The 20624-nt window shown below is 74.7% G+C and carries 19 protein-coding genes and 1 tRNA gene; 15 read left to right on the top strand and 5 right to left on the bottom strand.

Annotated elements, in window-relative coordinates; genetic code table 11:
- Positions 1-73: 73 nt before the first annotated feature.
- On the bottom strand, positions 74-1993 hold the full coding sequence (locus tag ACI79O_RS23155; protein ID WP_456915307.1) for a protein kinase domain-containing protein: 1920 nt from the start codon (positions 1991-1993) through the stop codon (positions 74-76).
- Positions 1994-2258: 265 nt separating this feature from the next.
- On the opposite strand from ACI79O_RS23155, the gene ACI79O_RS23160 reads away from it, so the two are divergent.
- The 4 genes from ACI79O_RS23160 (at position 2259) to ACI79O_RS23175 (ending at position 6077) form a co-directional block, all read left to right on the top strand.
- Positions 2259-3155: a hypothetical protein gene (locus ACI79O_RS23160; RefSeq protein ID WP_456915308.1), complete on the top strand. Its 897-nt coding sequence runs from the start codon at positions 2259-2261 to the stop codon at positions 3153-3155.
- Positions 3156-3239: 84 nt separating this feature from the next.
- On the top strand, positions 3240-3518 hold the full coding sequence (locus ACI79O_RS23165) for an antibiotic biosynthesis monooxygenase family protein (protein WP_456915309.1): 279 nt from the start codon (positions 3240-3242) through the stop codon (positions 3516-3518).
- 78 nt (positions 3519-3596) lie between these two features.
- Positions 3597-4604 (top strand): hypothetical protein, encoded by a 1008-nt coding sequence (locus ACI79O_RS23170; protein ID WP_456915310.1) that lies wholly within the window; start codon positions 3597-3599, stop codon positions 4602-4604.
- Positions 4605-4679: 75 nt separating this feature from the next.
- On the top strand, positions 4680-6077 hold the full coding sequence (locus ACI79O_RS23175) for a glycine--tRNA ligase (RefSeq protein WP_456888999.1): 1398 nt from the start codon (positions 4680-4682) through the stop codon (positions 6075-6077).
- On the opposite strand, the gene ACI79O_RS23180 is transcribed toward ACI79O_RS23175, so the two are convergent.
- On the bottom strand, positions 6047-7261 hold the full coding sequence (locus tag ACI79O_RS23180) for a glycosyltransferase family 9 protein (protein ID WP_456915311.1): 1215 nt from the start codon (positions 7259-7261) through the stop codon (positions 6047-6049). The two genes, ACI79O_RS23175 and ACI79O_RS23180, sit on opposite strands and share 31 nt — an antisense overlap.
- A 116-nt stretch (positions 7262-7377) precedes the next feature.
- On the opposite strand from ACI79O_RS23180, the gene ACI79O_RS23185 reads away from it, so the two are divergent.
- From ACI79O_RS23185 to ACI79O_RS23230, 10 genes are all read left to right on the top strand, one after another.
- The gene (locus ACI79O_RS23185; protein WP_456888997.1) at positions 7378-7614 is read left to right on the top strand and encodes a type II toxin-antitoxin system VapB family antitoxin; all 237 of its coding nucleotides are present in this window, start codon (positions 7378-7380) and stop codon (positions 7612-7614) included.
- Complete coding sequence (gene vapC / locus ACI79O_RS23190; protein ID WP_456888996.1) at positions 7611-8015, top strand: type II toxin-antitoxin system VapC family toxin; 405 nt, start codon at positions 7611-7613, stop codon at positions 8013-8015. Before ACI79O_RS23185 ends, vapC begins: the two co-directional genes overlap by 4 nt.
- Before the next feature lie 53 nt (positions 8016-8068).
- Positions 8069-9244, top strand: a complete 1176-nt coding sequence (dusB, locus tag ACI79O_RS23195) for a tRNA dihydrouridine synthase DusB (RefSeq protein WP_456888994.1) — start codon at positions 8069-8071, stop codon at positions 9242-9244.
- Positions 9241-9729 carry a hypothetical protein gene (locus tag ACI79O_RS23200; protein ID WP_456915312.1) on the top strand — a complete coding sequence of 163 codons (489 nt, stop codon included), beginning with the start codon at positions 9241-9243 and terminating at the stop codon, positions 9727-9729. The genes dusB and ACI79O_RS23200 overlap by 4 nt, the downstream gene beginning before the upstream one ends.
- A 101-nt stretch (positions 9730-9830) precedes the next feature.
- The gene (locus tag ACI79O_RS23205; RefSeq protein ID WP_456888992.1) at positions 9831-10184 is read left to right on the top strand and encodes a hypothetical protein; all 354 of its coding nucleotides are present in this window, start codon (positions 9831-9833) and stop codon (positions 10182-10184) included.
- A 248-nt stretch (positions 10185-10432) separates the two neighbouring features.
- A complete protein-coding gene (ppdK, locus tag ACI79O_RS23210; RefSeq protein WP_456915313.1) occupies positions 10433-13144 on the top strand; it encodes a pyruvate, phosphate dikinase in 2712 nt (903 codons plus the stop codon).
- Between the two features lie 64 nt (positions 13145-13208).
- Complete coding sequence (locus ACI79O_RS23215) at positions 13209-13835, top strand: YdcF family protein (RefSeq protein ID WP_456915314.1); 627 nt, start codon at positions 13209-13211, stop codon at positions 13833-13835.
- 9 nt (positions 13836-13844) lie between these two features.
- Positions 13845-14339 (top strand): hypothetical protein, encoded by a 495-nt coding sequence (locus ACI79O_RS23220; protein ID WP_456915315.1) that lies wholly within the window; start codon positions 13845-13847, stop codon positions 14337-14339.
- Positions 14340-14429: 90 nt separating this feature from the next.
- Positions 14430-16307 (top strand): DNA primase, encoded by a 1878-nt coding sequence (gene dnaG, locus ACI79O_RS23225; RefSeq protein ID WP_456888983.1) that lies wholly within the window; start codon positions 14430-14432, stop codon positions 16305-16307.
- On the top strand, positions 16304-16885 hold the full coding sequence (locus ACI79O_RS23230; protein ID WP_456915317.1) for a hypothetical protein: 582 nt from the start codon (positions 16304-16306) through the stop codon (positions 16883-16885). Before dnaG ends, ACI79O_RS23230 begins: the two co-directional genes overlap by 4 nt.
- A 52-nt stretch (positions 16886-16937) precedes the next feature.
- Here ACI79O_RS23230 and ACI79O_RS23235 read toward each other — a convergent pair whose 3' ends face one another.
- Positions 16938-17252: a hypothetical protein gene (locus ACI79O_RS23235; RefSeq protein ID WP_456888981.1), complete on the bottom strand. Its 315-nt coding sequence runs from the start codon at positions 17250-17252 to the stop codon at positions 16938-16940.
- A gap of 139 nt (positions 17253-17391) precedes the next feature.
- Here ACI79O_RS23235 and ACI79O_RS23240 point away from each other — a divergent pair.
- Positions 17392-17464, top strand: a tRNA-Asn gene (locus ACI79O_RS23240).
- A 201-nt stretch (positions 17465-17665) separates the two neighbouring features.
- On the opposite strand, the gene ACI79O_RS23245 is transcribed toward ACI79O_RS23240, so the two are convergent.
- Positions 17666-18808 (bottom strand): site-specific integrase, encoded by a 1143-nt coding sequence (locus ACI79O_RS23245; protein WP_456915318.1) that lies wholly within the window; start codon positions 18806-18808, stop codon positions 17666-17668.
- 362 nt (positions 18809-19170) lie between these two features.
- Positions 19171-19554 (bottom strand): PIN domain-containing protein, encoded by a 384-nt coding sequence (locus ACI79O_RS23250; RefSeq protein ID WP_456915319.1) that lies wholly within the window; start codon positions 19552-19554, stop codon positions 19171-19173.
- Between the last annotated feature and the right edge of the window lie 1070 nt (positions 19555-20624).

Here is a 20624-nt window from a genome sequence, read left to right on the forward strand (position 1 = left end):
CCCGCCGCCCCCCCCCCACGCCGAGGCCCCCGTCCCCCCGGCGGGGGGGCGCCGGGGCCCTCGTCGTGTCGGGTCAGCGCTGCACGAAGTCGCTGTGCGCGCTGTCGGTCCACCACTGGTAGAGCGTGGCGAGACCCTCCTGGCCGCCGTTCTGGATGACGACGATGCCCTCGGCGGCGAACTCGTCCTGCGTCCAGTACAGGAAGGAGTTGTTGTCCTCGTCGACGAAGCAGCCGAGCCGGCCGGCGCTCACGTTGTTGATCGTGTACTCGTCGTACCCCTGCGCCGTGGTGCAGTCCGGCTCACCGGTGAAGGGGGCGACGCCCTCGCGCTCCATGTCGGCGAGGAACACCTCGCTGACGGCCGCCGCGTCCTCGTAGAGGTAGAACGACGACGCCTCGGGACCGGGCTGGGTCGCCGCGGCACCGCAGTTCACGGTCGCGATGTCGCCGTCACCGGCCGGGTCCCCGGTCTGGCAGACGGCCGGGTCGAAGTCGCCGGGGATGATCCCCAGCAGCTGCTCCTCCGGGTCGGGCTCGGCGGTGCCCCCACCGGTGTCGCCGCCGGTCCCGGTGTCCCCGCCGGTCCCGGTGTCCCCGCCGGTCCCGGTGTCCCCGCCCGTCCCGGTGTCCGAGCTGCCACCGCCGGCGGCGGTGGTGTCGGTGGTGGTGTCGTCCCCGCCGAAGCCGCCGGCCAGGGCGATGACGCCGATGACCACGGCCACGAGCGCCGCCGCGATCCCGCCGATGACCAGCGGCAGCCGGTTGCGCCGGCCGCCGGTGCCCGAGGGCGTGGCGCCGGCCGGGGACTGGATGAAGCCCTGACCGGCCGGCGGCCCGTAGCCGACAGGCGGGCCGGGGTTGGACGGCGGGCCGTACCCGGTGGGCGGGCCGGGGTTGGACGGCGGGCCGAAGCCGGTCGGGGCACCGGGGTTCGAGGGCGGGCCGTACCCGGTGGGGACGCCGGGGTTCGACGGCGGGCCGTACCCGGTCGAGACGCCGGGGCCCGACGGTGCGGCGTAGGCCGCCGCGGGGACGCCGGTGGTCGACGGGGCGCCGTACGTGCCGGGCGGGCCGGGGTTGGAGAAGCCCACGGTGTGCGGCCGCGGCAGCGGCGTCACCGAGGTGGGAGGCGCCGCCTCGGGCCGGGGTGCCACCCCGGCGGAGGCCAGCGCCGCCCGCGCGGCCGCGGCGAGCTCGCCGCAGCTGCCGTAGCGCTCGTCGGGCTCCTTGGCCAGGCCCTTCATGACGACGTCGTCGAGGCCCGGGGGCAGGCCCGGCCGCAGCTGCGAGGGCGGCGTGGGCGTGGTGTTGAGGTGGGCGTACATGAGCGTGGCCAGCCCGTCGCCGGTGAACGGCCGGCGGCCGGTGAGGCACTCGAAGAGCACGCAGGCCAGCGCGTAGACGTCGACCCGCTTGTCGATCGGCTGCTCGAGGAACCGCTCGGGGGCCATGTAGTCGAAGGACCCCAGCGCCGCGCCGGTCTGGGTGAGGGCCGGTCCCTGCCGGTCCGCCGTCGACCGGGCGATGCCGAAGTCGACCAGGTAGACGAACTCGTCGTCGCCGGAGCCGCTGAGCAGCACGTTGGACGGCTTGACGTCGCGGTGCACCAGCCCGTCGGCGTGGGCGGCGTCGAGCGCGCGGGCGGTCTGGCTGACGATCGACACCGCGCGCTCGGGGCTCATCGGCCCCTCCCCGGCGAGCGCCGCCGCGACGTCGCGGCCGGGCACCAGGCGCATGTCGAGGAACAGCCGCCCGTCGATCTCGCCGTAGCGGTGGATCGGCACGATGTGCGGCTCGTTGAGCCGGGCCGCCAGGTGCGCCTCCCGCCGGAACCGCTCGCGGTAGCCGGTGTCGGCGGCCAGGTGCTCGGAGAGCACCTTGAGCGCGACCGTGCGGTCGTGCTCGGTGTCGAAGGCGCGGTAGACCTCACCCATCCCGCCGCGCCCGAGCAGCGCCTCGATGCGATAGGGGCCGAACTGTTGTAACTCCACCGGGGTTCCTCCGTGTGCCGCAGCGCGGGCGCTCGTCGGATCCGGCGCCGGGTGCGGGTCGTCGGCGGAGTCTAGGGACGGGGACCGACCCCGACCAGCGCCTCGGACGCGGCGCGTGGACTCTCTCCGCAGCGCCCCCTCGACCGTGACCCAGCTGTGACAACCGGCGCGCGCGAACGGGTAGGCGGAACCGCGGGGCGTCACTACCTTGCTCTCGCTCGCGGGCCCTCCGTGCCCGCCTCCACCTGCGAACGGATGAAGCACGATGAGTCAGCCCCCCGGCCCGTACGGCGCGCCGAGTCAGTACGCCCCGCCCGGTCAGTACGGCCCTCCGGGTCAGTACGGCGCCCCCGGCCAGTACGGCGGCCCGGCCGGCCCCGGTGGGCCGGGCGGCCCCGGTGGCTTCGGTCCCGGCGGGTTCGGCCCGGGCGGCTACGGCCAGCCGCCGCAGAAGAAGAGCGTGCTGCCCTGGGTGGTCACCGCCCTGGTGGTCGTGGCCGCCGGCGTCGGCGTGCTCCTCTTCTTCCTGCTCCGCGGTGACGACACCCCCGCCACGCAGGCCGCGGGCTCGTCCTCGTCGGCCGAGTCCTCCGAGGGCGCCGGGTCCTCCGAGGGTTCCGACGAGGGCTCCGAGGAGGGCACCGACGGCGGCAGCGAGGGCTCCGGCGCGGGGATGGACATGGGCGGTCCCGTGACCGTCCCCGGTGGCGCGGGCACCCCCGGCGGTGGTGGCAGCACCGGTGGCGGCACCGGCGGGGGCAGCACCGGTGGCGGCAGCACCGGCGGCGGGATGACCGAGCAGACCGGCGGGACTGACACCGGCCAGTTCGAGGGCTCGGCCGACATCGCGCTGGCGTGGGTGCAGGCGGCCTTCGACTTCGACTTCGCGACGCTCTACAACATCTCCTGCGCCGAGCTGCAGGACGCCGCGGTGCAGGGGTCGCAGGGCACGGAGTTCCCGCCCGACGAGTACCTCACCTTCTTCTTCTACACCGAGGTCCTCGGTGGCCTGGCCATCACCGACGGCGTCCTAGTGAGCGTCGAGCACGACGCGGCCAACGCCGTCGACGTCGCCACCTTCGAGCTCACCCTCGAGGACGGCAGCGTCCAGACCGTGCAGCTCTGGGTGGACCAGAACCTGCTCGTCTGCAACTTCGGCTGACCCGACCGACCCGACGGCCGGTCCCCGCACCGCGGGGGCCGGCCGTCGGCGTCCCCGCCTCCGGCCCTGCTGCACCATGGGCGGGTGTTCGCGGTGACCCGGCTGCGGGTGTCCCCGTCGGCGGCCGCCGACCTGTCCGCCGACCTCGACCGGCTGCTGGCGGCGCTCGCCGCGCGCCCCGGCTTCCTCGGCGGTGAGACCGGCCGCTGCGCCGACGACCCGGACCTGTGGGCCCTGGTGACCCGGTGGGACGGCGTCGGCGCCTACCGTCGCGCGCTGTCGGCCGCCGAGGTCAAGATGGCCGGCGCGCCGGTCTGGCTGCACGCCGTCGACGAGCCCGGCGCCTACCTGCCCCTCGGGTGAGCCGCTGACCGGCCGGGCCCGGTCCGGGTGCGTAGCCTGCGTCGAACAGGACGAGCCCGGCCCGGGAGGACAGGCGCGATGACCCAGCCGCCGCAGGACGGGACGCCGCCCGAGCGCACCCGCGAGGTGCGCCTGCCCCCGGTGCCGCCGGGCCCGGGGCGGCCGGCGGTGCCCGACCAGCCCACCGACCGGCTCGCCGGGGGACCGCCCGACCAGCGGCACCCCACCCTGCGGCTCGGGGGCCCGGCGGCGCCCGGGTCCCCGCCGGGGGCTCCCGGTCAGCAGCCGCCGTACGGCCAGCAGCCCCCCTACGGCCAGCAGCCCCCCTACGGCCAGCAGCCCCCCTACGGCCAGCAGCCTCCGTACGGGCAGCAGCCGCCGTACGGGCAGCAGCCTCCCTACGGCCAGCAGCCGCCGTACGGGCAGCAGTCCCCGTACGGGCAGCAGCCCCCGTACGGCGCTCCCGGCTACGGCGCTCCCGGTCACGGGCGGCCGCAGCCGCCGAGGAAGCGGCGCGGTCCGCTGGTCGCCCTGCTCGTCACGCTGGGCGTCCTGCTCCTCGGCGGTGGCGTGCTCGCCGCGGTCCTGCTCACCCGGGGCGACGACGACCCCGCGGCCACCTCGCCGGGCGCGTCGACCGCCGCACCGTCGTCGTCGTCGTCGTCGTCGCCGTCGGCGCCGTCGTCGTCGGCCGGACCGACCGGTGACGGCGGGTTCGGTGGCGGGGCGTCCACGACGCCCGGCGGCGGGGGCGGGGGAGGGGGAGGGGAGCTCAACATCCCCGAGAGCCCGGAGTTCGCCGCGTCGTGGGTGCAGTCGGTGGTCGACCGCGACGGCGAGACCGCCTACGCCGACCTGTGCGCCGACGGGCAGGCACAGATCCCCGACGCCACCGCCCTGCTGGCCGACTTCGACGCGTTCCTCGGCGGGCAGATCACCGAGGGCTCGGCCACCGGGGCGCAGCCCGCCGGCGAGGGCGACGAGGTCACCTTCGACGTCACGCTCGACACCGGGGACCAGACCTCGTTCGTCATCACCGTCGTCGACGAGGGCGGGCCGGTCGTGTGCGGCTACACGGAGCCCTGAGGGCCGCGGCGGCACCCGGCGACTACCGTTGGCGGGTCAGCCGCCGACCGCCAGCCGGATGGAGCACCCAGCCCCGTGAGCACCACCACGCACGACCCCGCCCGCCTCGACAAGGTGGTCAACCTCTGCAAGCGCCGGGGGTTCGTCTTCCCCTCCGGTGAGATCTACGGCGGCACCCGCTCCGCCTGGGACTACGGGCCCCTGGGCGTCGAGCTCAAGGAGAACATCAAGAAGCAGTGGTGGCGCACCGTCGTCCAGAGCCGCGACGACGTCGTCGGCCTGGACTCCTCGGTGATCCTGCCGCGGCAGGTGTGGGTGGCCTCCGGTCACGTCGGCGTCTTCACCGACCCGCTCACCGAGTGCCAGAACTGCCACAAGCGCTTCCGGGCCGACCACCTCGAGGAGGCCTTCGAGGAGAAGAAGGGCCGGCTCCCGGAGAACGGCCTGGCCGAGATCACCTGCCCGAACTGCGGCGTGACCGGCCAGTGGACCGAGCCGCGCGACTTCAACATGATGCTCAAGACCTACCTCGGCCCTGTCGAGGACGAGTCGGGGCTGCACTACCTGCGCCCGGAGACCGCGCAGGGCATCTTCGTCAACTTCGCCAACGTCATGGGCGCGGCGCGGAAGAAGCCGCCGTTCGGCATCGGCCAGATCGGCAAGTCCTTCCGCAACGAGATCACCCCCGGCAACTTCATCTTCCGCACCCGCGAGTTCGAGCAGATGGAGATGGAGTACTTCGTCGAGCCGGGCAGCGACGAGGAGTGGCACCAGTACTGGATCGACGAGCGCACCCGCTGGTACGTCGACCTGGGCATCTCCCGGGACAACCTGCGCCACTACGAGCACCCGAAGGAGAAGCTGTCGCACTACTCGACGCGCACCGTCGACATCGAGTACCGCTTCGGCTTCCAGGGCTCGGAGTGGGGTGAGCTCGAGGGCATCGCCAACCGCACCGACTTCGACCTGAAGACGCACTCGGAGCACTCCGGCGCCGACCTGTCCTACTTCGACCAGGCGAGCAACACCCGCTGGACGCCCTACGTCATCGAGCCGGCAGCCGGGCTGACCCGCTCGCTGATGGCGTTCCTCGTCGAGGCCTACACCGAGGACGAGGCGCCCAACGCCAAGGGCGGCGTCGACACCCGCACGGTGCTGCGGCTGGACCCGCGGCTGGCGCCGGTCAAGGCCGCCGTCCTGCCGCTGTCGCGCAACGCCGACCTCTCGCCCAAGGCGCGGGACCTGGCCACCCGGCTGCGCCGCAACTGGAACGTCGACTTCGACGACGCCGGCGCGATCGGCCGCCGCTACCGCCGGCAGGACGAGATCGGCACGCCGTTCTGCCTCACCGTCGACTTCGACACCCTCGACGACGACGCGGTGACCGTGCGGGAGCGCGACTCGATGGGCCAGGAGCGCATCGGCCTGGACGCCGTCGAGTCCTACCTCGCCGCGCGCCTGCCCGGCTGCTGACCGCGCCCTTCCGCGGACGTGCCCTGCGCACGTCCGCGGAAGGGCACGACGGGTGGCCGCTCCGCCACGGCGGGAGCGGAGGGGTGCAGCGCCGGGCCGCCGTCGGCGAGCAGGTCGCGGGCGGCGGCCAGCACCGGCGCGACCGGGACCTCGGCGACCAGGGACCGGTCGTGCCCGCAGCGCGCCCGGCTCTGGTCGACGCCGCACACCGGGCAGTCGGTCCGCGCGGAGACGGCGACGCGGTGCCGTCGCCGGGTCAGCGGGCCGGCGTTGAGCAGGTTGCGCTCGAGGAAGACCCCGACGGTCGCCGTCCCGACCGCCTCGGCCAGGTGCCGCGGCCCGGAGTCGTTGGCGACCACCACCCGGCAGCGGGCGAGGACGCCGGCCAGCGTGCCCAGTGACAGCCGGCCGACCAGGTCGAGGACGGGCGCCGACGTCGCCGCCCGGATCGCGTCCGCCGCCCGCCGGTCGTCCCCGCCCGAGCCCACGAGCACCACCCGGGCGCCGTCGGCGGCCAGCCCGTCAGCGACCGCGGCGAAGCAGCCGGGCGGCCAGCGGCGCCGCGGGTCGCTGGCGCCCGGGTGCAGCGCGACCAGCGGCTCGGGCGCCGCGGGCAGGACGGCGTCGGCGGCCGCGACGTCGGCGGGGGTCAGCGCCAGCCGCGGCTCCAGCGTCACCGGCGATGCGCCCGCCAGGCCGGCCAGCTCCAGGCAGCGCAGCACCTCGTGCTGGTCGGAGGCGTAGGGCAGCCACCGGTCCAGCGGTGGCGCGCCGACGTCGCGGGCGCCGACGGTGACCCGGGCGCACAGCGCGGCGACCAGCGGGTTGGAGTTGCCGCCCCCGCCGTGCAGCTGCAGCGCCAGGTCGTAGCCCTCCCGCCGCTGCCGGGCCAGGAACCGGCGGACCTCGGGGCTGTCGCGGGCGGCGCCCGGGGCGTCCCGGACCCCGGGCCACGGCGGGACGACGACCACCCGGTCCCACGGCCCGGGCCGCCCCTCGAGCAGCTCGGCGTGCCAGGGCCGGCCCAGGAAGGTGATCTCCGCGCCGGGATGGGCCGCGCGCAGTGCCGCCAGCGCCGGCAGCGTGAGGACCAGGTCGCCGAGCAGGTTCGCCCGCAGCACGGCGATCCGCGCCACGCCCGGGACGGGCGCGCCGGCGGGGGAGGACAGGGCAGACCTCGGCACGCGTCCTCCCGGGCTCGGTGTGCGGGAACCCGCCGTGCCCAACCCGGACGTCCTCGACACATCCGCCTGCGGTCTGCGTGTGCACACGCGTACACCTCGATGTGTATGGTGATCCCGTGGCTCGGACCAACATCGACATCGACGAGGACCTGGTGGCCCGGGTGATGCGGCGGTACGGGCTGCGCACCAAGAAGGACGCCGTCGACTTCGCGCTCCGGCAGGTCAGCGGGGCACCGATGACGCCACGCGAGATGCACGCCATGCGGGGCAGCGGGTGGGACGGCGACCTGGAGGTGCTCCGCCGCGGCGAGGCCGAGGAGTTCGCCGGGCAGCGGCCGGCTCCGCGCGGGTGACCGTCCTCGTCGACTCCTCGGTGTGGATCGCCTACCTGCGCGGCGAGCAGGGGGCCGAGACCGACCTGCTGCACGAGCTCGTCGCCGGCGGGGAGGCGGCGGTGACCGACGTCGTCCTGCTGGAGGTCCTCGCCGGGACCACCGACGAGGAGCGCGCCGGGCAGCTCGCCCGGTTCCTCGCCGGCGCCGAGCTCCTCCGGCAGGAGTCCCCGGTCGACGCCGAGACCGCCGCTGCCCTCTTCCGGGCCTGCCGGCGGGCCGGGGAGACGCCGCGCTCGCTGAACGACTGCGTGGTGGCCGCCGTGGCGCTGCGGCACGGCGTCGGGGTGCTCCACCGCGACCGCGACCTCACCGTCCTCGCCCGGCACACCGGGCTGCGGACCCTGCCGGGCGCGCCCTGACGGTCGGGCACTTCCGCGGAGGTGCACGACAGGGCCCGCCTACCCTGGGGCGTGTGACCGCGACCCTCGAGCCGACGACGGCGCCGGCGGCACCGGCGGTCGCCCCGCTGCGGCTCGGGCCGCTCACCGTCGACCCCGCCGTGGTGCTCGCGCCCATGGCCGGCATCACCAACCCGGCGTTCCGCACCCTGTGCCGTGAGTTCGGCGCGGGCCTCTACGTCTGCGAGATGATCACCACGCGGGCGCTGGTGGAGCGCAACGAGAAGACGCTGCGGATGATCCGGGCCACGCCCGAGGAGGCGGCCGCCGGCTTCTCCGTCCAGCTCTACGGCGTCGACCCGGCCACCGTCGGGCGGGCGGTGGAGATGCTCGTCGACGAGGAGGTGGCCGGCACCCGCCCGGCGCACGTCGACCTCAACTTCGGCTGCCCGGTGCCCAAGGTCACCCGCAGGGGCGGCGGCTCGGCGCTGCCCTGGCGGCGGGTGCTCTTCCGCGACATCGTCCGGGCCGCGGTCCGCGCCGCCCGCGACGTGCCGGTCACCGTCAAGACCCGCATCGGCATCGACGCCGACCACGTCACCTACCTCGACGCCGGCCGGATCGCCCAGGACGAGGGCGCCGCGGCGATCACCCTGCACGGTCGCACCGCCGACCAGCTCTACAGCGGCACCGCCGACTGGGCGCCGATCGCCCGGCTGGTCGAGACCGTCGACATCCCGGTCCTCGGCAACGGCGACCTGTGGGAGGCCGACGACGCGCTGCGGATGATCGACCGCACCGGCTGCGCCGGCGTCGTCGTCGGGCGGGGCTGCCTGGGCCGGCCGTGGCTGTTCGGCGACCTCGCCGCCGCCTTCGCCGGCTCTCCACGACGGGCACTGCCCACCCTGCGCGAGGTCGCCGCGGTCATGGTCCGCCACGCGCAGCTGCTGTCGGCCGAGCAGGGGGAGCTGCACGGCTGCACCGACTTCCGCAAGCACGTGGCCTGGTACCTCAAGGGCTTCGCGGTCGGCTCCGACGTCCGCCGCGCCCTGGCGATGGTGAGCTCGCTCGACGAGCTCGCCGGCCTGCTCGACCGGATCGAGGACCAGCCCTACCCGACGGCGGTCCTCGGCGGGCCGCGCGGGCGCACCAGCAGCCCGCGGCCGGTGGCGCTGCCCGAGGGCTGGCTCGACGACCGCGACGACCCGCGCCCGCCGGCCGGCGCCGAGCTGGAGACGAGCGGCGGATGACCGGCCCGTACCTGTACGAGGAGGGTCCGGAGGACCTGCACACCGGCACCCCGCGCCGCCGCAACGGGCTCATCCTGGGCATCTTCGGGGGCACCGTGGCGCTGGGCGTGGGGATGGTGGTCGCCCTCCCGCTGCTCACCGGCACCGGGGACGAGCAGGCCCGCGAGGTGGTCGGCGTCTTCACCGCGGCGCTGGCCGCCGGCGACCTGGAGACCGCCGGCGGGCTGCTGTGCGAGGCCGAGCGCGCCCGCGCCGACGCCGACGGCGTGGACGCCGGACAGGTCGCCGCCGGCTACGCCCGGCCGGGCACCGCCGAGATCCTGGCCGTCGAGACCGGGGAGTACGAGGCCCTGGACTCCGGCGAGGTCCGCGACTCCCGGGAGGTCCGCGTCCGGTGGGACGACGGCGGGTCGGCCACCGAGACGACGGTCGTCGTGGTGCTGGAGGACGGTCCGCGGGTCTGCGGGACGACCGGGACCGGCTGACGCGGCCGCCGCGACGGGATCCCTTCTCCGACCGGCCCCGGGCTGCCACGATGTGCGCCGCCCGGCGGGCAGGCGCCCGGGCCAGCACGAGAGGAACCCCGTTGTCGCAGCCGTCCCACCCGCGTGCGCCCTACGCCCCGGCCGGCCCGTACGCCCCCGCGGGTCCGTACGTGCCCCCGGCCCCGGCCCCGGCGCCGGTCGTCCCCGGCGGCGCCGCCCCGGCCGGGCCGCCGCCTCCGGCCGCCCCCACGCAGGTCGGCTTCCCGGGGCAGGTCCAGCTCCCGCCCCAGCCGCAGTACGCCTCCTCACCGCAGCAGCGGACGCCGGCGTCCGGCTTCCCGAACTACGTGTCGCCGCCGCCCTCACCGGTCAACCGGACCGGCCTCTACGTCGGCCTCCTCGTCGTCGTGCTGACGCTGCTGTTCGCCGTCGTCGGGTTCGCCCTCGTCGCCTGACCGGCGCCCGACCTCCTCCGGCCGGCCGCCGCGTGAGGCCGGTCACCTCCGTGTCCCCAGGGTGGGACAGGGCTGGCGTGTCCCCGTCCGGTCCGTCACGATCGCTGCCTGGCTCCGGGTGGACGTATGAGACGTCTACCCCCGACCGGGGACCCGGGGCCGCGCTCGCCGGAGCGGCCGACGGGGACCCCGCGACGCCGCGCCCGGCAGGCGGACGGCAGCCGGCGGGACGAGCGCGGAGGTGCACGGTGGGCAGCGGTACGGGCACGGCCACCTGGGTCTACGACTTCAGCGAGGGCAGCAAGGACCAGAAGGACCTGCTCGGCGGCAAGGGGGCCAACCTCGCCGAGATGACGAACCTGGGGCTGCCGGTCCCGCCCGGGTTCACCATCACCACCGACGCCTGCCGCTGGTACCTCGAGCACGGCAGCACCCCGCCCGACCTCGCCGACCAGGTCACCGAGCACCTGACGGCGCTGGAGAAGGCGATGGGCAAGACGCTCGGGGACGCGACCGACCCGCTGCTGGTCTCGGTCCGCTCGGGCGCCGCGGCGTCGATGCCCGGGATGATGGAGACCGTCCTCAACGTCGGCCTCAACGACGACTCGGTGCAGGGCCTGGCCGCGCAGTCGGGCAGCGACCGCTTCGCCTGGGACTCCTACCGCCGGCTGATCCAGATGTTCGGCAAGACCGTGCTCGGGATCGAGGGCGAGGCGTTCGAGGAGGCCCTCGACGAGGCCAAGCGCGAGCAGGGCACCGACCTCGACCTCGACCTCGACGCCGAGCACCTGCGCGACGTCGTCGACCGGTTCAAGGCGATCGTGCGCGAGCACACCGGCCGGGACTTCCCGCAGGACCCGCGCGAGCAGATGGACCTGGCGGTCAACGCCGTCTTCGACTCGTGGAACTCGCCGCGCGCTGTCCTCTACCGCCGCCGCGAGCGGATCCCCGGTGACGCCGGCACCGCGGTCAACGTCTGTTCCATGGTGTTCGGCAACCTCGGCATGGACTCCGGCACCGGCGTCGCGTTCACCCGCGACCCGGGCAGCGGCGAGCAGGGCGTCTACGGCGACTACCTGCAGAACGCGCAGGGCGAGGACGTCGTCGCCGGCATCCGCAACACCGTGCCGCTGCCCGAGCTCGAGCGGATCGACGCCGGCGCCTACCGCGAGCTGCTGTCGATCATGAGCACCCTCGAGTCGCACTACCGCGACCTGTGCGACATCGAGTTCACCGTGGAGCGCGGCAAGCTCTGGATGCTGCAGACCCGGGTGGGCAAGCGGACCGCGGCGGCGGCCTTCCGCATCGCGACCCAGCTGGTCGACGAGGGCCTCATCGACATGGACGAGGCCGTCCGCCGGGTCAGCGGCGACCAGCTCGCCCAGCTGATGTTCCCGCGGTTCGTCTCCGGCGGCGACGCCCGCCAGCTCACCCAGGGCATGAACGCCTCACCCGGCGCCGCCGTCGGGAAGGCGGTGTTCTCCTCCGAGACCGCCGTCCAGTGGGCCGACCGGGGGGAGGAGGTGGTCCTGGTCCGGCGGGAGACCAACCCCGACGACCTCGCCGGGATGATCGCCGCCGAGGGCGTGCTGACCAGCCGCGGCGGCAAGACCTCGCACGCCGCCGTCGTCGCCCGCGGCATGGGCAAGACCTGCGTGTGCGGCGCCGAGGAGCTGCAGGTCGACACGAAGAACCGGCGCTTCACCGCGCCCGGCGGCGTCACCGTGGAAGAGGGCGACGTCGTCTCCATCGACGGCTCCACCGGGCGCGTCTGGCTGGGCGAGGTGCCGGTCGAGGACTCCGCCGTCGTCCGCTACTTCGAGGGCGAGATCGACCCGGACGCCGGCGACACCGACGACCTGGTGCGCAGCGTGCACCGGGTCCTCGCCCACGCCGACCGGGTGCGCCGGCTCGCCGTCCGCACCAACGCCGACACCCCCGAGGACTCCGCGCGCGCCCGCCGGTTCGGCGCCCAGGGGATCGGGCTGTGCCGCACCGAGCACATGTTCCTGGGCGACCGGCGGCAGCTCGTGGAGAAGCTGATCCTCGCCGAGGACGACGAGGGCAAGCAGCAGGCCCTCGACGCGCTCGCGCCGCTGCAGAAGCAGGACTTCCTGGAGATCTTCGAGGCCATGGACGGGCTGCCGGTGACCGTGCGGCTGCTCGACCCGCCGCTGCACGAGTTCCTGCCCGACCTCACCGACCTGTCGGTGCGGGTGGCCGTCGCCGAGGCGCAGGGTCACCCGGACGAGGCCAACCTGCGGCTGCTGGCCGCCGTCCGCCGGCTGCACGAGCAGAACCCGATGCTCGGGCTGCGCGGCGTCCGGCTGGGCCTGGTGGTGCACGGGCTGTTCGCGATGCAGGTGCGGGCCATCGCCGAGGCGGCCTGCGCGCGCCGGGCGGCCGGGGGCGACCCGCGGCCGGAGATCATGATCCCGCTGGTCGGCGCGGTGCAGGAGCTCGAGGCGATCCGCGAGGAGTCCGAGCAGGTGCTCGCCCAGGTGTTCGAGGAGTGCGGCGTCGAGCTCGACGTCCTCATCGGCACGATGATCGAGGTCCCGCGGGCGGCGCTGACCGCCGCGGAGCTCGCCCGGTCGGCCGAGTTCTTCTCCTTCGGCACCAACGACCTCACCCAGATGACCTGGGGCTTCTCCCGCGACGACGTCGAGGCCGCGTTCTTCCACGCCTACCTCGACAAGGGCATCTTCGGCGTCTCGCCGTTCGAGTCGCTCGACCTGCCCGGCGTCGGCCGCCTCGTGCGGGTCGGCGCCGAGGAGGGGCGGTCGGCGCGGCCGGACCTCAAGCTCGGTGTCTGCGGCGAGCACGGCGGTGATCCGGACTCGGTGCACTACTTCCACGAGGTGGGCCTGGACTACGTCTCCTGCTCGCCGTTCCGGGTACCCGTCGCCCGGCTGGAGGCCGGCCGCGCGGTGCTGGGCGGGAGCACGTCCGGCTCCTGACGGCCCGGCGCCACACCGGCCACGGCTGCCACGGGCGGCACACGCCCCGTGTTATCCATGACCGGTGGCACGGGTCGGAGCTCTGGTGTCGCGGGTGTTCGCCGCCGGCGTCCTCGCCGCCCTGCTCCTGGTCGCCTCCACGGCGGTCGCCATCTGGTGGACCGCGCGGCAGGACGGCCGGCCGTCGTCGGACGCGATCGTCGTGCTCGGTTCGGCGCAGTACAACGGCGTCCCGTCGTCGATCTTCGAGGCGCGGCTCGAGCACGCCGCGGCGCTGTGGGAGGACGGCGTCGCGCCGGTCGTCGTCACCGTCGGGGGCAAGGCGGCGGGGGACCAGTTCACCGAGGCCGAGGCCGGCCGCGCCTACCTGCTCGACGCCGGGATCCCCGAGGAGTCGCTGCTCGCCGTGCCCGAGGGGGTGGACACGCTGGAGAGCGTGCGCGCCGTCGGCACCGCGTTCGCCGAGCGCGGGTGGTCCAGCGCCGTCCTGGTGACCGACCCGTGGCACGCGATGCGCGCCGAGCGGATGGCCGAGGACGCCGGCCTCACCGTCGAGAGCTCGCCCACCCGGCAGGGGCCGGCGGTGCGGACCCGCGGCACGCAGTTCCGGTACATCCTGCGGGAGACCGCCGCCTACCTGCTCTACCGCGTGACCGGGGAGAGCGTCGCGGGGGCACCGGGCATCGGCTGAGGAGGGCGCGTGCTGGAGCTGGGCAGGGGCAGCCGGGAGCTGCCCGTCCTGCGCGACGGCGAGGTGGTGGCCGTCCTGCGGGCCGCCGGCTGGAAGGAGGCCGCCACCGCGGTGGTCGGCGACCGCGAGTGGGTGTTCACCAGGCGCAAGCGGGACCTGGTCGGCCGGCTCACCGCCGACCCCGAGGACGCCGCCCGGCTGCGGGCGGTGCAGACGTCGGCGTGGCGGGGGACGTGGCGCGCCGACCTCGACGGCGTGCCGGTCGACGTCGAGACGGTGTCCTGGTGGAAGGGCACGCGGCGGTACACCTCGGGCGGGCGCACGGTGGGCGAGGGCGGCACGACCGGCGGCTGGTCGCCCCGTCCCACCGTGACCGCCGACGACTCGCTGTCCCTGGAGGCGCAGGTCTTCCTGCTGTGGGTGCAGCTGGTGCTCGACCGCCGTCAGACCGCCACGACGATCGCCGCCACGACCGGCGGCGCGGCGGCGGCCGGCAGCAGCTGACCCGGCCGCTGCCGGTCCGTCGTCCGGGGAGGGGATGATCGGTCCGGGACGCGCACGGGCGTCCCGGCAGCAGCACGACGGAGGGGGCCCATGGCCGGCCGGGGACGCATCCGAGCGGCGGACATCGCGCTGGTGCGCGAGCGCAGCCGGATCGACGAGGTGGTCGGCGAGCACCTGCAACTCAAGCGCGCCGGGGGCGGCAGCCTCAAGGGACTGTGCCCGTTCCACGACGAGAAGTCGCCGTCGTTCCACGTCACGCCCTCGCGCAACCTCTTCCACTGCTTCGGCTGCGGCGCGGGCGGCGACGTCATCAGCTTCGTCCAGCAGATCGACCACCTGAGCTTCACCGAGGCCGTCGAGCGACTGGCGGTTCGAGCGAACATCGACCTGAAGTACGAGGACGACGGCGGCCGGCCCACCGGTGCGCCCGATCGTGCCCAGGCCGGGCAGCGCGCGCGGCTGGTCGCCGCGAACACCGAGGCCGCGCACTTCTACGCCGAGCAGCTGCGCAGCCCCGAGGCGGCGCCGGCCCGGCAGTTCCTCGCCGACCGCGGTTTCGACCGGCAGGTCGCCGTCGACTTCGGCTGCGGCTACGCGCCCGGCGGCTGGGACGCCCTGACCCGGCACCTGCGCGGGAAGGGCTACACCCAGCAGGAGCTGGTGACGGCGGGGCTGGCCAAGGAGTCCTCGCGCGGCACGCTCATCGACCGCTTCCACCGGCGGCTGGTCTGGCCGATCCGCGACATCACCGGCGACGTCATCGGGTTCGGCGCCCGCAAGCTCATGGACGACGACCCCGGCCCCAAGTACCTCAACACCCCCGAGACGCCGCTGTACAAGAAGAGCACCGTCCTCTACGGCATCGAGCGGGCCAAGCGCGACATCGCCCGGCGGCACCAGGCCGTCGTCGTCGAGGGCTACACCGACGTCATGGCCTGCCACCTGGCCGGGGTGACGACGGCGGTCGCCTCCTGCGGCACCGCGTTCGGGCCCGAGCACATCAGCGTGCTGCGGCGGCTGCTCATGGACCAGGACGAGTTCCGCGGGGAGGTCGTCTACACCTTCGACGGCGACGCCGCGGGACAGGCGGCGGCGATGAAGACGTTCAAGGAGGACCAGCGCTTCGTCGCGCAGACGTTCGTCGCCGTCGAGCCCGACGGCCGCGACCCCTGCGAGCTGCGCCAGGCGCACGGTGACGCCGCCGTCCGCGACCTGGTGGCCCGGCGGACGCCGCTGATCGAGTTCGTGCTGCGGACGACGCTGGCCGAGTACGACCTCGACACCGTCGAGGGCCGGGTGGCCGCGCTCGACCGGACCGCGCCGCTGCTGGCCCAGGTCAAGGACCACGCGCTGCGCCCCGCCTACGCCCGCCGGCTGGCCGGCCTGATCGGGGACACCGACGAGGCCGAGGTGCTCGAGCGGGTCCGCCGGATCACCGGTGGGGAGACCGCCCCGCCGCGCCGGCCGCGGACCCCGAAGCGCACGCCCGACGACGCCGCGCTCGCCGTCGAGCGCGAGGCGGTCAAGGCGGCGCTGCAGGTGCCCGAGATCGCCGGGCCGTCGTTCGACGCGGTGCCGCCGGCCGCCTACACCGACCCCGACTACGCCGCCGTCGCCGCGGCCGTGGCGCAGGCCGGGGGAGCGGCGGCCGCCCGGGTGTCGGGTCCGGCGTGGTTGGACGAGGTGGCCGCGCACTGCGACCGGGAGACCGCCCGCGCGCAGCTGACCGCGCTGGCGGTGGAGCCGCTGCGCTCGGTGGGCGAGGCCGACGCGGGGTACGTCACCGCGGTGCTCGCGCGGCTGCAGGAGATGGCCACCGTCCGGCAGGTGACCGCGCTCAAGGCCAAGCTGCAGCGGATGAACCCGGTCGAGCAGGGCGACGAGTACATGCGCGCGTTCTCCCGGTTGATGGCGCTCGAGCAGGAGGCCATCTCGCTGCGGCAGCGGGCGATCGGCGGGCTGACGTGAGCCTCCGAGCGCGCCTGCGCCGGCGGCTCACCCGCCCGCCCGAGCCGGTGCGCGCCGTCGTCCAGGGCTCGGCGGACGCCGACGAACGGGTGCTGGCCTGGGGAGAGCTCGTGCGCGGGCAGGGCTGGCTGGTGGCGACCAGCCGCGGGCTGCGCGTGGTCCCGGCCGGACTGCCGCTCGAGGAGGCGGCGGGGGTGGACGTGCTGCGCTGGCACGAGGTCGGGTCGGCACGCTGGGCGGCGACGAACGACGGCGGCGGGACGTTCACCGTGACCGCGCTGACCGAGGTCGAGCCCGGGGTGCAGGCGCGCGAGCCCGCCGAGCGGTACGCGCTCACCGACGCCGGCGACCTGCCGGCCGTGGTGCGCCGGCGGGTCGACCAGACCGTCGTCGCGAGCCGCCGCTCGCCGCTGCCCGGCGGGGGAGGAGTGCTGCTGGTGGCCCGGCGGGTGCCCGGTCAGGCCGCCCGTGAGTGGACCGTCGTGTTCGACGACGACGCCGACCGCACCGACCCGGAGGCCCGTGCCGTGGCGCGCGCCAAGCTCGAGGAGGCATTGGCCGCCGAGCAGCCCGGCTGAGTCGCCCTCGCGGGCTGCTGCTGTCGCGGATCTGCCCGGCGGCGCGCCCGGCTCAGCCGACCGGGGGCGGGTCGGCCGGCAGTGCGGTGAGGTCGGGGGACTCGGTGGTCGTCGCCGGAGGCGTCGTCGTCGTGCCGGTGCTGCGGACCGCGGTGGTGTCGGAGCCGGTGTCGCGGCCCATCTTCGACTTCACGGAGCTGATGGCGTCGTCGGCGCGGGCCTGGGCCATGCCGGCGAGTCCCTGCAGCTGCGGGTTGTCCTTGGCGTCGGACCACAGGCCGAGGATCTGCTCGTAGCGCTCGCGCCCGGCCTTCGCGCCGAGGACGTAGCCGGCACCGAAGCCGAGGAGGAAGGAGAACTTGGCCACGGGGACCTCCGTGTTCGAGACGTGAACGACCTGTTGATCACGCTACGGGCGGACGCGACTGTCCGCGATCGGAGGAGCCTGCGCAGGGCGCCCGGGGCCGTCAGGTACTCTGGACCTGCGCGCGGGCCACGCCCGCCCGTCCCCCGTAGCTCAATTGGCAGAGCATGCGACTGTTAATCGCAGGGTTATTGGTTCGAGTCCAATCGGGGGAGCAAAACCGCAGGTCAGCGGCTTGTCCGGTCGGTAGTTGATCTACCAAGGACCAACAGGCGACCAACAAACTTCCTCTCGCACAGCCCGGTGTGACTGTCATCGAGGCATCTCCGGAGACGGCGCGACGGTGGCCGAGGACGGCGCGGTCGCGCGGGGAGTGGCCGTGGGCGGAGCCGGGCGGCCTGGACTGCAGGGTGCTGCTACAGGGTGCGCTGCAGTGCGGCGGCGGCTTCGGGGCTGGCGAGCCGGCGGCCCATGTAGACGTCCTGGGTGAGGCTGGGCCGGGTGTGGCCGAGGTGGTCGGCGATCTGCCGGGCGGACAGTCCGGCCTCGTCGAGCCGGGTGGCGACGGTCTTGCGGAACGTGTGGGAGGTGACCCAGTCGAAGCCGGCCCGGTCGAGCGCCTTGCGCAGGTCGCCGCTGGTGTTGTTGGGATCCCGCAGCCGGCCGTGCGGGCTGCGGAAGAGCACCGGCGGGTCGGCGTCCGAGGGGATGGCGGCGCAGCGGCGGCGGAGCAGGTCGACGACGAACGGCGGCAGGGCGATGGTGCGCCGCCCGGCGTCGGACTTGGGCACCTCCTGGATGACCAGGCCGAGGCCGGGCACGCGGACGACGGTGGCGGTGACCGCCAGGGTGGCGGCGTCCAGGTCGACCGCGGTCGGGCGGATGGCGCAGGCCTCGCCGATGCGCACGCCGGTGCCGAGCATGAGGTCAACGAAGTCGGGCAGGTCCAGGCGGACGGCCTCGGGGTCGGCGGCGAGTTCCTCTCGCAGTCGCTGGGCCTCGGCGACGGTGAGCGCCCGCGGGGTCTTCCCCGGGCGGGCGGTGCGCCGCAGGGAGGTCTCGCGGACCGGGTTGGTGGGCAGGGCACCGCGGCGGACGGCGAGGGCGAGGATCCCGGACAGGACGCTGCGGGTGGACTTGGCCGCGCCGGCGCCGTGGCTGCTGCGGACGGCGGTCAGCAGCCGGTCGACCGCGGGGACGGTGATCTCGCGCAGCCGCAGCTCGCTCAGGCCGGGCAGGACGTAGGAGTCGACGACGAAGCGGTAGAGCCGCTTGGTGCCCGCGGCCAGCTCACTGGTCTCGACCTCGGCCAGCCACAGCTGTGCGGCGGTGGCCAGCCGGCTGTCGGCGGTCGCGGCCGGGGTCGTCATTCCGCCTCGGTCGCGCAGGGCCTCGCGGAGACGGCGTTCGGCGTGCGCGCGGGTGAGGCCGTAGCGAGTCACGAAGCGGCGCCGGCCGTCGAAGTCGCGGAAGCTGGCCCGGGCCCGCACCCGGCCCTTGCCGACCACGAGGAAATCGATCTTGCCGAAGGTCCCCACCGGCAGTGGCGGCCTTCCCATGACGACTCCTCGCGCTCCCGCGGGCTGCGCTGCGGAGGTCGGCACCGCAGCCGTGGCCAGCCTCCGGGCCGCCGTGGTATGAGACCGGCGAGGCGAGGGCCGGCTGGGGACGACCGGGACCTGTGGACGCCGGGTTGACACGTGCGAGCCGTGCCCCGGCTGTTGAAGGTCCGGTTCCGGTGGCCGCCGGTCCTCAGCCAGCCTGTCGACGGGACTCCGGTCGTTGTGCAGGCCGAGGTCACGTGCTGAGGCGGGGGCCCGTTCCTGAGTCGGGCGCCGTACCGGAGGAGGACTGGAGATCCTGCCTTCCGAGCGGCGTCGGCGAGGCGCGTCGAGGTCGCACGAGCCCGCTGTCCTCGGCGTCAGCGGATGACGACCACGTGCACATCGAGGTCGTCCGCCCAGTTCAGCCAGTATCGGTCGGCGGTGTAGGTGACGCTGGACAGGCTGCGTCCCAGGGCCAGGCAGACCCGGTCGGCCAGGCCCAGGTCGGACCGGTGCCGGTAGAAGGACGCCGCGAGCCGGGCATCGAGCCGCCCGAAGGGCGTGATGGAGATGGCCAGCTCGTCGAGCGCGGCATCGATCTCCTCGGCGGCGATCCCGACACGGGCGGCCTTCTGCAGGACCTCGGAGTAGTTGACCGCGCTGATCGTGGCATCGTCGCTGGCCGCGGCGCGGGCCACGACCTCCCAGCCGGGCTCGCGGTTGATCAGCGTCAGCAGGGCGGAGGCGTCAAGGACGATCACTCGCCGCTCGGGCCGCCGTCAGTCGGGCGGGAACCGGGGCGCCGATCGACGCCGACCTCTCCGTGGGGGCCGGCACGGCCAGCTGCGCGGGTCTCCTGTCGGCGCTCGGCCAGCAGTTCGTCACTGAGGCGGGCGTCGCCGGCGGCCTCGTGAAACCGCTGCCAGAGGCGCTCCAGGGACGCACGACGGCGAGGGTCCCATCCGGCCAGGGGGTCCTCGACCGCCCCACGCTCGCTCATGGCGTCAGACGGTAGCCGCCGACAACGACGCTGAGCAGTTTCCCCACGGCGCACCATCACGCGCGGCTGACGCTCGTGAGTCGTGCACCTCAGCACCGTCCCTACGAGCAAGAGGTGTGTCCCTCTCGATCTTGTGCATCTCCAGTGAGAACGGGCGGCCCTCGGTGGCGCCGATCGGTCGACCATGAGGGGCTCAGGTTGTTCCGCGAGCCGGTGGCGCGATGAAGGAAGTCGCCACGGTCGTCTCCTCTGGGGGCGCGTGCAGACGGTGCTGACCCGGCGCAGGTCCACGACCCGGTGTGGCGCGTCGGACGGGGCGCCGGTCCACGACGCTCCTGACCTGCTCGCCACGGTGTAGGTGCGTAGCTGGGTCAGGAACTCCTGGGTGAAGTCGTCGCTGCTGGACAGCTCCACGCCGCTGGCCGTGAGGGCTCGGCCCCCGCCAGTGCTCATCCGCCGGGGGACGGGCAGCCGGTCGTCGGGGACGCGCGGTGAGACCGTGACCGGCTCTGTCCGGAACGACGCCAGCACGCGCGTCGCCTCGTGCGATCGCAGAACGGCGTCCTCGCGGCGACGGACCTCGTTCTTGACGGTCGTCGCGGCGGCGGCCAGTGACTCCAGCTGCTCGGCCTCGTTGACGCCCATGACCTTCGCCGGGTCCGAGCCCATGGCGTCGAACTCTTCGAGGACGAGGTTCTTCAGCGCTTAGAAGACGTTGCGGAAGTAGGTCGTCGGGCTCTAGTTGACGACCTGGCATCGGCGCAGGCTGCCGGCCATGTCGTCGCCGGTGTCTTCCCCACCGCCGCGGCTGATCAGTGACGCGCTGTGGGC

The organism is Geodermatophilus sp. SYSU D00696 (assembly GCF_054050235.1).